This window comes from Thaumasiovibrio subtropicus, from assembly GCF_019703835.1.
GTDB lineage: Bacteria > Pseudomonadota > Gammaproteobacteria > Enterobacterales > Vibrionaceae > Thaumasiovibrio > Thaumasiovibrio subtropicus.
In genome coordinates this window covers 2994736-3008431 of record NZ_AP023054.1, presented here as the reverse complement: position 1 = coordinate 3008431, position 13696 = coordinate 2994736, and the positions used below count along the sequence as shown (strand labels likewise).

At 47.2% G+C, this 13696-nt stretch carries 10 protein-coding genes and 1 pseudogene; 4 read left to right on the top strand and 7 right to left on the bottom strand.

The genetic code is table 11. The features are described from left to right. Window positions 1–99: 99 nt before the first annotated feature. Window positions 100–723: a cupin domain-containing protein gene (locus tag TSUB_RS13385; protein WP_087021869.1), complete on the bottom strand. Its 624-nt coding sequence runs from the start codon at window positions 721–723 to the stop codon at window positions 100–102. Window positions 724–856: 133 nt separating this feature from the next. On the opposite strand from TSUB_RS13385, the gene TSUB_RS13380 reads away from it, so the two are divergent. Both TSUB_RS13380 and TSUB_RS13375 read left to right on the top strand, forming a co-directional pair. Beyond that, window positions 857–1801, top strand: coding sequence for an AraC family transcriptional regulator (locus TSUB_RS13380; RefSeq protein WP_087021866.1), 945 nt, complete (start codon window positions 857–859; stop codon window positions 1799–1801). A gap of 117 nt (window positions 1802–1918) precedes the next feature. Beyond that, window positions 1919–4069: a TonB-dependent siderophore receptor gene (locus tag TSUB_RS13375; RefSeq protein ID WP_087021862.1), complete on the top strand. Its 2151-nt coding sequence runs from the start codon at window positions 1919–1921 to the stop codon at window positions 4067–4069. A gap of 278 nt (window positions 4070–4347) precedes the next feature. Here TSUB_RS13375 and TSUB_RS13370 read toward each other — a convergent pair whose 3' ends face one another. From TSUB_RS13370 to TSUB_RS13360, 3 genes are all read right to left on the bottom strand, one after another. Continuing rightward, window positions 4348–5859: a PTS transporter subunit EIIC gene (locus tag TSUB_RS13370; RefSeq protein WP_087021859.1), complete on the bottom strand. Its 1512-nt coding sequence runs from the start codon at window positions 5857–5859 to the stop codon at window positions 4348–4350. A gap of 178 nt (window positions 5860–6037) precedes the next feature. After that, the gene (locus TSUB_RS13365; RefSeq protein WP_087021856.1) at window positions 6038–6451 is read right to left on the bottom strand and encodes a hypothetical protein; all 414 of its coding nucleotides are present in this window, start codon (window positions 6449–6451) and stop codon (window positions 6038–6040) included. Next, complete coding sequence (locus tag TSUB_RS13360; RefSeq protein ID WP_087021853.1) at window positions 6423–7019, bottom strand: hypothetical protein; 597 nt, start codon at window positions 7017–7019, stop codon at window positions 6423–6425. Before TSUB_RS13360 ends, TSUB_RS13365 begins: the two co-directional genes overlap by 29 nt. A gap of 294 nt (window positions 7020–7313) precedes the next feature. Here TSUB_RS13360 and TSUB_RS13355 point away from each other — a divergent pair, with 294 nt between their 5' ends. Next, window positions 7314–9161 (top strand): M3 family metallopeptidase, encoded by a 1848-nt coding sequence (locus TSUB_RS13355; RefSeq protein WP_087021850.1) that lies wholly within the window; start codon window positions 7314–7316, stop codon window positions 9159–9161. 118 nt (window positions 9162–9279) lie between these two features. Here TSUB_RS13355 and TSUB_RS13350 read toward each other — a convergent pair whose 3' ends face one another. Both TSUB_RS13350 and TSUB_RS13345 read right to left on the bottom strand, forming a co-directional pair. Further along, window positions 9280–10023, bottom strand: coding sequence for a lipoate--protein ligase family protein (locus tag TSUB_RS13350; protein WP_087021847.1), 744 nt, complete (start codon window positions 10021–10023; stop codon window positions 9280–9282). A gap of 115 nt (window positions 10024–10138) precedes the next feature. Beyond that, complete coding sequence (locus TSUB_RS13345) at window positions 10139–10537, bottom strand: hypothetical protein (protein WP_221274545.1); 399 nt, start codon at window positions 10535–10537, stop codon at window positions 10139–10141. Window positions 10538–11075: 538 nt separating this feature from the next. Here TSUB_RS13345 and TSUB_RS13340 point away from each other — a divergent pair. Then, window positions 11076–12518 (top strand): annotated as a pseudogene (locus tag TSUB_RS13340) (chitinase); the annotation flags it as partial. Window positions 12519–12578: 60 nt separating this feature from the next. On the opposite strand, the gene TSUB_RS13335 reads toward TSUB_RS13340, so the two are convergent. Beyond that, entirely contained in the window at window positions 12579–13541 is a 963-nt protein-coding gene (locus TSUB_RS13335; protein ID WP_087021841.1) for a LysR substrate-binding domain-containing protein, read from the bottom strand. Between the last annotated feature and the right edge of the window lie 155 nt (window positions 13542–13696).

The following is a 13696-nucleotide window of genomic DNA, read 5'->3' as shown; positions in this document are numbered from 1 at the left end:
GAATGAATCACTATTTAAATTCAAATGTAAAGTGATAATTTCTTCAGTATTCTTTGTTTGTGGTTTAATTGTTTTTTGGTTGTTGGTGGGATGTTGCACTTAACCCTGTTTTATCAAAATGCGAGTAGGTGCATTCGCTGTTGTAATGACCCCATCGAAGTGGGGCAAGCGAATCCAATGGCTGCCTTGATAGACTTTTTCAGCGATTTTCAGGCTACCTTCAATAACGAGAAACTCCACTTTTGCATTAGGAGAACTAATCGGTACATCGGCACTCTCAGCGGTTTTCAATAGGCGAGTTATACAAGCGCGGTGTTGGTGAAGGCGGTGTGGTTTGGTGCTGTCATCGAGCATCGCAGTATCGATGCGCACCTCCTCGGTATCGTCGGGATGGAACTGGTTCAGTTTGACGAAAAGAATGCAGCCTTCGTAGCTAAAAGGTGAGTGATTACTGCCGGGCGCATTACGTAAATAGGTCCCAGCCGGGTAGTCGCCATACTCATCTGAAAAGATACCCTCTAGGATGAAAATCTCTTCACCAATAGGATGTGGGTGCGGAGCAAAGGAGGTCCCTTTTTGATATTCGACGATGCTAGTGGTGTAACCAGACTCAGGTGCCGAGCGTTCTAAAGGTTTACGCATCACCCCATTTGCGGGGCTATGCTGCCAGTCAAGATCATCGAGGCAGAGGGCAATAGGAACAGAAAAATCCATATTTAGCATGAGGACAACCTTAGGTTATGGCTTACTTGCTAAGTATAGAGATGGCTGAGTATATAGAAGTCAATATTGGTGACTCTTTTATCGGTATGGCAAAATGAGCGCAGTTTTTGAGCGTTACAAAGGATAAAGGAAGATGTCCCGACAAGATAAACAGCAAGGTTTTGAGCGGATAAAGCGGATCTTGACCTACATCCATCAGAATATTGAAGAACCCTTGTCGGTCGCGGAACTTGCCGAGCAGAGTTGTTGGTCACGTTGGCAATTACAACGCGTGTTTCAAGAGCAAACCGGATCGACTGTGGCTAACTATGTGCGCGAAATTAAACTGAGTCATGCCGCAGAGCAATTGCTAAACGGTGAATCTCGAATGATTGATATCGCTTTTTCGCTTGGATTTAGTTCAGAAATTAGTTTTAGTCGTGCATTCAAGCAAATGTTTGGCCTTGGCCCGCGCGCTTACAAACAGCGCGGTCAACGCATGGGGCTAAGAAAGCCGCTCGAAGCGCCTCGTGTTGCGGCACACCTTCAACATCCAGCACTCTCGCCTGTCGAAATTTCTCGCTTGGTGGAAGTCAGGATTGAGACGCGCCCCGTATCGCGGCTTTATGGTGTGAGTGGTGATATCACTGGCCTTCTGTCGCCAACACCCAACTTTCAACAACAAGTCCCCAAGATATGGCAACAGCTTTACAATCGATTTGATAATCAACCGTCACTGATGGCGCAGTTCACGGGGCAAGCCTCCGTTTACGGGATTGTCGATACGACAGCCATGACTGCCGAAGGAGACCAAATTCGTTATTGGGCTGCGCTGGAACCACAGAGTGAGGCGTTGTTGGCCACGCTGGAAAAACATCGCCTGCAACAGGTTGACATTCCGGCACAGACCTATGCGGTTGTGGAGCATAAAGGGCCAGCCATCGCTTTGGCTCAGACAGTGGCTTGGTTCATCGCAGAGTGGCTTCCGGAGTCGGGGTATCGAGGTTTAGATGGGTACGAACTTGAAGTTTACCCTTGGGACTATGATATGCATTCCCAAGCCGCAAAGATGGCCTATTGGATCCCCGTGACACGCTAATGTTTCGATTTGCCCCAATTTGTTAACTTTTACCGTTCACAACTCCCTAGAATGCAAATGATATTGATTCTCAATTAATATCTTTAACAATAACATCAGTCGCATTCGAGGGAAACGATGCAGCATTCTGTTTTTTTTAAGCCTTCAACATTGGCCGTCGCGGTAGCATCGCTCTGCTTGTTACCGGGACACCTTGCCGCTAGTGCTGACAATCATAACGCCGAGGGTGAAGTGGTGACGGTGCTCGGCGAAACTTATCGTCATACCGCAACGAAGTCAGCGTTAGCCCCACAAGAAACCCCGCAAGGCATCTCGGTAATCACCAGTGATGCGATGCAACAGCGTGGGGTGAGTAGTGTGAGTGAGGCGTTGCGTTTTGTTCCAGGTGTGAATACCGAACTACGTGGTGGCGCTGTATCGCGTATGGATTTTTATACCATTCGTGGCTTCGACAGCGATTACAACTTTTATGATGGTTTGCCACTGCAATACAACAGTTGGAATCTCCAACCGCAAATAGACCCAGTTGCCATCGAACAGATTGAAGTGTTTAAAGGCCCCACCTCTGTGCTGTATGGCAATATACCGCCGGGTGGCATGGTGAACATTATCGCTAAAGCCCCTCAACGCACTCCGCAGCATAGCTTGACGTTGGCTTCAGGGACACGTCGTTTGGCTGAACTGCAGTGGGATAGCACGGCGCAAATTGGTGACAGTGATTTCGCTTATCGTTTTGTTGGGCTGGTTAGAAAGCGGGATGGCCAAGCTGATACCACCAAGGAAGAGCGTTTAGTGCTGGCGCCATCAGTGAATTGGTACATGAGTGAGCAGACGTTGCTCAATGTGAATGTCTACTTCCAAGATGATCCGCACATGGGAATGTATACCTCCTTACCCGCTAGCGGCATGGTAACACCGAACCCGCATGGCACCACTTCGCCTTCGACTTTCCCCGGTTCAAGCCATTGGAATGAGTATGATCGTCGCGTGACCATGCTGGGATACAAGCTGCAACATCGTTTCCAAAGTGGTTGGGTTTTCCTACAAAATGCCCGCTATATGGATGCCAAAGCGTATCAGGAGAACACGTATAACAACCCGGCGGGTTTAAATGATGATCAGCGCACGATTGGTTTGAACGCCTATTTGACGGATGAAAAATCAAAGGGCTTTGCCATCGATAACCAATTGAGTGGGCAACTTACCACTGGACGATTTGAGCACAACCTGTTGTTTGGGATTGACTATCAGCGGCTAAAGTCGGATATCCTCTACAAAGATACCTCAGATAATTATGCGCATACGATCGACATTTTTAATCCAGATCATGGGGTGATTGATCGCGGTAATTTGACGTTCAACTACTCACAAGATCTGACCATTCGTAGTCGTCAAACTGGTTTCTATGTGCAAGATCAAGTGCGATTGGGTGATCTGGTTTTGATCGGTGGTGGTCGATACGATCTTGTTAAGTCTGATCAAGAGACCAAAGCCCTTTATCAAGGCTTTCCGAGTCAGTCTTCCGAGCATGCTGATCAAAAGCATTTTTCATTCCGTGTTGGTGGGTTATATCAACTGGCAAACGGCTTTTCGCCTTACATAAGCTACGCAGAAAGCTTTGAGCCTGTACTGGGTATCGACAAAAACGGAAAAGACTTCGAGCCTGCAACAGGTCACCAGTGGGAAGCGGGGGTGAAGTACGAAGACAGTGATCGTCAGGCGACCATTGCGCTTTTCCAGATTACCAAAGAGAACACTTTGGTGGCTGATCCGGAGAACATTTACGGCCCGAAAATGCAAACCGGTGAAACGGAATCGAAGGGGGTGGAGTTTGAAGGCCAAGCGTATTTGACTGATGCGCTATCGCTCGCGGTGAATTACACCTACATCGATATGGAAATTACTAAAGATACAACAGGCTTACAGAGTAAAACGCCTATTTGGGTACCGGAGCAAACCGCCACAGCGTGGTTAAACTATGCACCTTATCAAGGTGTATTTGCGGGGACGGAATTTGGCTTAGGGATTCGCCATATTGGCGAGACACAAATGGATGCCGCCAACAGCGACACGGTGCCGAGCTATACGTTAGCCGATCTTTCAGTCAGTTATGATCTGGGAGGAATGGACAACGATCTGACAGGCTCGAAGGTACAAGTGGCCGCCTCTAACTTGTTTGATAAAGAGTATTACTCTTGCTACGACAAAGCGAACTGTTGGTATGGCGCTGAGCAATCCATTGAGCTGAGCTTAACCCTAAGTTACTGATCCTAGAGTGCTGCAATGAGAAAACCGCCCGCAAGTGATTGCGGGCGGTTTCTGTTGTCGCGTGTCATTTGCCGTTGTCTTATCGACAGTTGTCTATTGCGATAGCTATGACACGTAATGTGGCTATTGGGTGCCACTCTTTTTTGCCACTACTTTCAGGCGAATAAATCACCTTAGTAGTTTGAGTTGCCCTCCGTACCTCAGGAGTGTTCGGAGTCAGTACGAAGGGCGGGAACGATGTACCTTTAAAGGGGGAAGATACATCGTTATTTAGTCACCTAGGCGAAACTAGGTTCTGAGTGAGCGCCTGGGTTATTGAGGATCTCAGCGACAAATTGGGCTTTGGCACCAAGGATAACTTGCACACCGGTTGAGCCGACTTTAATCACACCCATGGCACCTAGTGCTTTAATGGCTTCTTCATTCACTTTGGTGACATCTTTAACTTCGAGACGCAGACGTGTGATACAGGCACCAATGGATGTCAGGTTGCCACGGCCACCTAGATGTACCAAGATTTGTTCCGCCAACTCTTCGTTGCTGAGGGTAATCTCTGTGATTTGCTCCTTATCTCGTCCCACGGTACGTAAGTCAAACTTACGAATCGCGAAGCGGAAGACGAAGTAGTAGATGGCTGCCATGATTGGCCCCCAGATGAACAGATTCACCCAGTTGGTTTCAAACCCATCGAGACCTGGTAGCACACCGAAGGAGACAAAGTCGATGATGCCCGCAGAGAAGGTCTTACCAATATGTAACTCAAGTGCGTAAGACACGGCATAAGAAACACCGGCCATCACTGCTGAGAAGATATACAACATTGGCGCGACGAAGATGAACGCAAATTCGACTGGCTCAGTGATACCCGTTACAAAAGAGGTTAGCGCGGCTGAACCAAGAATACCTGCAGCAATTTTACGGTTCTTGTCGTGTGCTTCGTGGTACATCGCTAGACACGCCGCAGGGAATGCAAACATATAGATAGCGAAGTTGCCTGAGAGGAATTTACCCGCATTCTGGTACTCATGGTTGCTGAAAGAGGTGACGCCATCTTCGAGCATTTTGAACCAAATAGTGTGGTCGCCGTTCACAACGGTGCCAGCAGCGGTCGTGTATTCACCGAAGGAGAACCAGTAAGGGCTGTAGAAGATATGGTGCAGTCCAACAGGGATCAGAGCACGCTCCATAAAGCCGTAGATAAAGGTGGAGACATACATGTTACCGTCGTTAGCCATGACTGATAGTGCGTCAATGCCTGACTGAATGTATGACCAGATATATGGCAGGATTAGGCCGATGATAAACGCAGTAAAGGCTGTGACAATCGGGACAAAGCGCTTACCCGAGAAAAAGCCGAGAAAGTCGGGGAGCTTAATGCTGTGAAAGCGTTCATACATGTTTGCGGCAAGAATACCCGCAATCAAGCCACCAAACACACCGGTTTGTAAGGTTGGAATACCAATTACCATGGCGTAGCGGCCACCGCTCATCGCCATCTCGGGGGTGATGTTCAACGCAACCCCCATCGTGGCATTCATTACCGCCATTGCCACAATCGCCGCGAGCGCCGCGATGCCAGAATCTTTGGTTAACCCCACAGCAGCACCGACAGCAAAAAGGAGAGCGAGGTTATCAAAGATGACGCCACCAGCACGCATCATGAGGGGAATATCAAGTTTTGCGCCGAAAGCCAGTAGTAGACCCGCAGCAGGTAAGATCGAAATCGGCAGCATGAGTGCTTTACCGATTGAAGAGAGTTTCGACAAACTCTGTTTAACTTTATCGTTCATAACCAGTCCATGTATTTAAAGTGATATGTAGGGTTTATTCATCAGACTGATGAAATCCTTTTCATGGTACGGTTAAAGACAAGGATGAAGGTTACAAATACGGGGAGGATTGTAACGATCTACTTACAATTGGATAGGTAATGTGTCTCAACATCGCCGCCAATTGGCGGCGATGGATTTAATCAAAACAGCTTGCTGCGTCGTTGTAGTTGAGTGCACCAGCTAGGCATACTCGCTCATCTTCGTAGACGGCGGCATCTCCCGCCAGCAGCAATTGGAGCGCTTTTTCCTGCCGATTCTTAAAAACGGCTTCAATTGAAGGCTGCGGGTTACTCATCACGGAAACGGAAAGTATGGTGTATTTTGCACATTGATATTGGTTATTCGAATTCAGAGCGGATTTCGCAGCACCACACCAGAGTTTGTAGTTTAGCCCTATATTGCTTGCTCCAACGTCTTTCGCTTGCTGCTCTAGAGCAGCGCCGATAGCGGCATTGCCTAGATCGTCGGCGATAACTGTGGAGGTAACGACGAAGGAGAGACTCGCTAAATAGACTTTAGCTTTAGTCTTGAACAGTAACTTTGCCAACATTGAGTCCACCACTTTCTCTAGCCAATAAAAGTTTCTCGCATAGCGCATCCCACTTTGATACTTCTTCGATGGTTATACAACCTAAACTGACAGCACCAGGATGAAGGTATCGATCATTATTGTTGCTAACAGCCGCGCCTGAACCAAGGTAAAACCAAGTCATTGCAAGTTGAGCTTGTGATAGGTAACCTCGGCCTAACTTATGAGGAAAGTCAGGAATCTGAATAGGATGGGTGCCATTTGGAATTGGGTTATCATCATCTGTGATAGCTTTAATTTTTCCCAATGGTGTGATCAGGCATTCCTCTCCTTTTTTAAAGATTAAAGATACGCCACTCCCGTAGTCAGGTAATGGGGTGCCTAGCCACGATTTACCATTACTCTTTAAGGAAACTGAAGCAGCCTTATCTTTATATGTCCCCTCTTTAATTGTGAAATGATCTCTCTTATTTTTTGTTTCTAGTAGATCCACTTTAAGATATTTTGGTAAAGCAACTACTTGGCTGGTAGATGTCAATTTTACGTTTAGCCAGCCATGGCTATCTCCTGTGATGTACATTTCTGTCATGCTTTATCTCCTTTAGCTATAAGCACTAAAAGATGTTTTTAACTAGATGACAAACTCAAGGCGTTTTTGCTTGGAAGTGGTTCGTTTATTCAAACGAGAAGCTGATATGTTGTTCATTTCTTTTGAAGGAATATCACAGGAATAAGATCCCTTTTCTAATCTTCGTTGTTGCGCTTGAGTCCAAATCTGCGAGCCAGTTTGGCTCTAAAGCTGAGACAGTGGCTATGCAATTCGTTTAGATATCTTATCCATGCCATAATGATCCCCTCTCCAAACCCATTTTGAAGGACGAAAATGACGGCGACCGCATACCTTAACGCGCTTAATCAGCACTACCTGACATTACACCGCGTAAAAGAAGATTTCTTCTGGGAAACTTACATGGGCATCAGTGATGACCATGAGGGGTCTACCAAAGCGCAAACGGCTTGGACACAGTTTCTCAGTGATGCCTCGAAAATTGAGGAGATCAAACAGCAGCTTAAGCAAGCAGAGTCGATTGCGGATAGTGAAGAGAAGTCCAACACAGTGACTGGGCTGATGGGGTGGTTAGCGATGTTTGAAGCGCACGCGATTGCCTCAGAAGATGCTCAAGCCTTGAAAGCCGACCTGATTCAGTTCGAGGCTGATTTGTTCGAGAAGAAACAAGCGCACATCATGACCTACATTGATGAGCAAGGTGAGCAACAGGAAGGCTCACTGCCTGTGATGGGGTCAGTGATCCGAACGAGTGACAACCAAGTCGTTCGCCAATCGGCACACCAAGCACTGCTTGATTTAGAGCAATGGCTATTAGATAACGGTTTTTTGGAGCTGGTAAAGCGCCGTAACGCGTTTGCGCGTTCATTGGGGTATGACAACTTTTTTGATTACTCGGTCGTGAAAACCGAGCACATGACGTCGGATGAACTCTTCTCCATCTTGGATGATTTTGAGCAACGCACCCGTGATAGCCATCAACAAAGCCTCGCTGCTCTAGCGAAAGAGAAGGGCGAAGAGGCGTTAACAGGCTATAACTTCATCTTCTCGTTTGCGGGTGATGCGATGCGCGATCTTGATCCGTACGTCCCCTTCTCTAAGTCGTTGCGTCGTTGGGTCGAGTCCTTTGGTCGCTTGAACATTGATTATTCTGGCGCTGAACTGACGCTTGATCTGCTCGATCGTAAAGGGAAGTATCCTAACGGCTTTTGTCATGGGCCTGTTCCTGCTTTTTATGATCAAGGGAAATGGGTTGCGGCACAGGTTAACTTTACCTCGAACGCGAAGCCTGATCAGGTGGGCAGTGGCTACGATGGGATTAACACGCTGTTCCATGAAGGTGGACACGCTGCGCATTTCGCGAATGTGAAGATGAATGCGCCGTGTTTTTCTCAGGAGTTTGCACCTACCTCAATGGCTTACGCTGAAACGCAATCGATGTTCTGCGATAGCCTTCTCACCGATGCGGACTGGTTGAAGTTGTATGCGCATGATGCTGAAGGGAATCCGGTACCGGATGCCATTATCAAGGCGATGATTGACAGCCGTCAGCCGTTTAAGGCTTATGAAGAACGCAGTATTTTGGTTGTGCCCTATTTTGAGCGGGCATTATATCAGCTCAGTGATGATGCACTCACTGCGGAAGCCGTGACGCAATTAGCGCGGGAATGTGAGCAGAGAATACTCGGGCTCGCTTGCAGCCCACGCCCACTAATGGCAATTCCTCATTTGTTGACAGATGAAGCGTCGTGCGCGTATCAAGGCTATTTGCTAGCGCACATGGCGGTCTATCAAACGCGTGCGTTCTTCACTGACAAGTTCGGCTACCTGACAGATAATCCAGAAATTGGTCCTTTGTTGGCAAAGCACTATTGGCATACAGGGAACAGTACGTCACATAACGAGACGATTAAGTCGCTCACAGGCGAAGGCTTCAATGCTAAGTACTTAGCCGATACTTGTAATCTCTCACCTGAGCAAGCGTGGGAAAAAGAGCAAGAGAAAATTGCGAGTTTAGCGACACGTCCGCGTACCGCTATTGCGTCATTGAATGCCACGATTAAAGTGGTGGATGGTGCAACGGATTTGGCCAGCAATCAGCTTTCCGATGATGCAATGTGTCGCGCATTTGAAGACTACATTGCCCGTACTTACGGTTGCTAATCTGTGTCTAAATCCTGCATCTTGAGGTGGCTTGAGTATAAACAGCGAAGCGATGGCTTCGCTGTTTTTTTATGGTTGACGCCACATCGACTCGATTCAAATGCTTGAATATGCTGGATTAGGCTTGTGGGTGAGAGGTGTTGTTGAGAAACGCCTCGGTCAGCGCTTGGAATAGGGAGTCAGTCGTCGGCTTGCTTTCAACATGTTCTAAGAGCGCGGTATGCACATCGGCTTTGATGGTTTCTGGATGCCCACAATGTAGATTGCAAAGATTGACTGGCGCGACAATGTCATCCATATCGGCGTCGATTAAAATACACGCTTGCGATAAAACGACTCGTCCTCCTTCCTTCTTTAGCAATACACGCTGTGCGGTCCCCACTATCTTTTTGCCATTGATGTTCAAGTTGTAGTCGCCATCGCAATAAGAACCCGGTGTGGCATGTATGTCTGTTTTAACCCCAAAGCGCTCAAAGAAAGATTGCAGTATGCGACAAAGATGCAGGTAAGTGGCTCGAATATCGTACTCTTGATGACTCTCTAGGCTGTAGATGTAGGACAGGTTGATGATACCGGGACGTTGAGGTACGGGAGCGCCGCCTGTTTTTCGCGAATAGAGATCCCACCCTGATGTTTTAAGCGCGGACGTTAAGGTGTGGGATATCGGCCATTTCTTGCCTGCAGGAAGGACTAATGTCGATGATTTTGCTTGCCATAACATCAGTACTTGAGAGAGTTCTCCGTTCTGGACTTGTTTTAATAGCCCTGCTTCTTTTTCAAAGGCATCAATCGCCTCGCTATTTGGCAAACGAACCAAGCGGTTTTTACTTGCTGAGGGCTGAGTAGAGGAGTGTTTCACCATCGTACCTTCTCATGGGAAGAGTTTGTCGCATTATATTAGCGGTAATCGTCTAATGAAGGAAAGGCTGTTTGAGAGTTGTTCTCATTGGCTGCGGTGAGTTGAAAGTAATTGTCACTTATGGCTTATCCCAAAACCAATCAATGATTGCGCCTTCTTCATCTGTGATGACATAAAAGTAAGGCGAGAGCACGTGGTCTGAACGGTAACGTTGCAGTTGCTCTGCTAAGACAGGTTCGTTTAGTGTCATCACATAGGCGCGTTGATTGGCGCGAGAGAAATCGACTTCCGTCAACTGCGGTTCTCTGGCGTGGGCCAGTAAACGTTCAATGGACAGGGGCGCACTATGGTTTTGCCATAGTTCACGCCACATTTGGTAGTCGGCGGCAATATTTTGGCTGCGCAGCTTTTCTTCAGCCAACGCTTGCTTTAACTCTGTAATGGTAAAGAGTGACCAGAGTAAATAGAGCTGACAACCGACAATGGCTATCACGCAGTTTCTAATTGTATTGGACATATACCTGTCTCTTTTAGTGTGCACTAAAATCCGTTAGGATACGCTTTGTCTATTTCTTCCTGATTAACCTTTTTTCGCTATTTTAGAAATGAATCTTTTATGGCGGCAAAATAAGGTCTGTTGAGTGATTAGATGAATATCATATCAGCATCTTTTGTTGTAGTTATATATACTGTTAGCGTCTTTGTTGGCGACATTTATCACAAAAATAGCACGCAAATTTCCCCATATTTTTCATTACAAAAGATCTGAGTCGCAAAAGATAAACTTATCAATATAAAGCGTATTCCGCGCTTTACGCAATCCAGTGTTCCTTGCGAATTTAAATTCTGTGTCTTTATTATCTTCTGATTAAAATGTCTGCAATTTTTGACATTTACAGAGAAGTCTGGAGGTTTTGACGGTTTTGCCGTAGTGATGATCTTTACAATCTGGGTGACATAATTGTAGGCAAGAGAGGCAAATAAATTAGATAAAATAAATGACCGCTTCTCTGTGGCGTAGGCGTTATTTCACCTATTTAATGGAGTAAATTAAGATGAACATCAAATACCCTGCTCTGCTTTTTGCTTGTACCCTCGCATCCAATGCTATGGCGTTGACCGTAGTGACAGATCCAGACAATCCCGCCGGTTATGTTATTGCTCGCGCAGATATTGAAGCCAGTGAGGCGGCAAAAACCAGTGACCCTATGTACGCGATTTGGTCAAAAGCCCTTGAAACGGCACCGAACGCGGTGGTTGAAGCGATTCAGCCGGGTCTTGCTTCTAACCCTGCCAATGTGATTCGAGCAGAGAAGGTATTCCCTGAAAGTGACTGGCATTTCCTGACACAAATGGCCACGCACGAATACACATATACGCGTTTCTTGCGCGCGATTGGTAAGTTCCCAGCTTTTTGTGGTGATTACACGGATGGGCGCGATGCCGATGCGATTTGTAAGAAGTCCATTATTACCGCGTTCGCACACTTTGCGCAGGAGACGGGGGGACACATTGCTGTCGACAATGAATCCGATAATCCACTAGGGTTGGAAGAGTGGCAACAGGCACTGGTGCATGTGCGCGAAATGGGGTGGGAAGAGGGACAGCCAGGCTATACCACAGGATGTGGCCAAGATGATTGGCAAAACCGCCGTTGGCCATGCGCCGAAAACCAAGGGTATTTTGGTCGGGGTGCGAAACAGCTCTCTTATCACTTCAACTATGGCATGTTCTCTGAAGTGATGTTCGATGGTGATGCGACAGTGCTATTGAACAATCCCGGGCTCGTTGCGGATTCTTGGTTGAACTTGGCGTCGGCCATTTGGTTCTTCATGACGCCGCAAGCCCCGAAACCTGCGATGATCCATGTGATTGATCGTACTTGGGTGCCGTCGCAGCTAGAGAAAGATCATGGTATTGGCTACGGCTTTGGTACCACGATCAACATTATTAATGGTGGTATTGAGTGCGGTGAGCACAATAAAGATAAAGGCCAACCCAAAAACCGTATTGCCTATTGGGAAGGCTTGTCTGGTTTCTTCCAAATCCCTGTGGAAGCAGATGAGTTAAACACCTGTTGGCAGCAAACGCCGTATGGCAGCATTCGTTTAGATGATGCGCCAGATGTGTTGTTGACGAACTGGGAAGGGGATTGGACATACCATGCTGATCGTCCGGAAGGTGTTTCGTTTGAATGTAAGCTTGTGGCTTATCAAACCGCTTATTCGGCGCTAGTACCCGGTGATTATGAGAAATGTGTGACCAATTTCTATGACTCACATGCTAACTGGCCTGCTGTTCGCATCGTGACGGAACTGCCACCGACTGACGGTCCGGGTGTGCCACCAGAAGATGGTAACTATAAAGCGTGGCTGGCAACAAGCGTGTACAACAAAGGAGACCGCGTGACACACCAAGGGGCTGACTATGAGGCAAATTGGTGGACACAAGGTGATGAGCCGGGGTTAAGCGAAGCTTGGACCCTACTCCCGACGCCTGTGCTATAAACTCAATGAACTAATAGGCGGTTGAGAACAATGGCGCTCACTGAAGCGCCATTATTTTTCGCTGGACAAGCAGATCAATTTATTGGCATCCCAGTTAAGTTGAGAGAGGTCAATAGGATTGTCTGGTGCCTGCTGATGGCGAGCCACTTCACCTTTTATCCATGCCTTAAAGCGCTGAATCTTTTCACGGCGAAAGTGCCCCTTGGGTGCACAAAGAAAATAGCTATAGCTGGATTTAATTGCGCGATCTCCGATTCGAACCAGTTTTCCCTCTTTAATGAAACGATCTGCGATGCTGTGTTTAACCAACGCGACCCCTTGCGCTGCGAGCACACTTTCCATGACGTACTGCGAACCATCATAAATCACGTTAGCGCTAAGGCTTTCCATCCCCAACGCATCAAACCACAGCTTCCATTCGACGTCTGGCACCATGTCTTCAATCAAATCTGCACTGCATAAACACGCTAGGCTATTGATTTTATGCTTAGCGAGATAGGAAGGGTGACAAGCGGGATAGAGGGCTTCATCCATTAACCAATGGCTTTCTACATTTGGGTACTCGCCATGGCCATATCTGACGCACAGATCAATGGCATCATTTTGAAAGGTGATGAGCTCATTACCCGGGTCAACGAATAAAGTGATGTCAGGGTTTTGAGTGCGAAACGAACTGATTCGCGGAATGATCCAGTAGTGTGCAAAGGTAGGATGGGTGGAGACTGCCAATCGATGTGGAGAGGGATCTTGATGCAGTGCGCGCACGCCGGCTTGTAAGTGATCAAAGCCCTTTTGTGCATGCCGGTACAGGGTCTCACCTTCGGCCGTTAAGGTCGTTTTTCGATGTGTACGTACAAACAGCGGGCTATCTAGCCATGCTTCTAATATTCGGATCTGTTGGCTAACCGCAGCCGCGGTCACAAACAAGTGCTCGGCTGCCGCTTTAAAGCTGCCTTTGTCGGCGGCCACATAAAAATAGTACAGCGCCTGTAGCGGGGGCATTCTCTCTTTCAAGTAAGCAATCCTTAACTGTATGAAAGGCGTTATCGTTTGAATCTTAGTGTGAACACGATAATTTATGCGCCATATTTAAGCAAGGCAAAGCGTTGTTTAGGCGTATCTTGCTGATAAATAGAAATCATACGAGTAACGAATACTAATCTTAATGG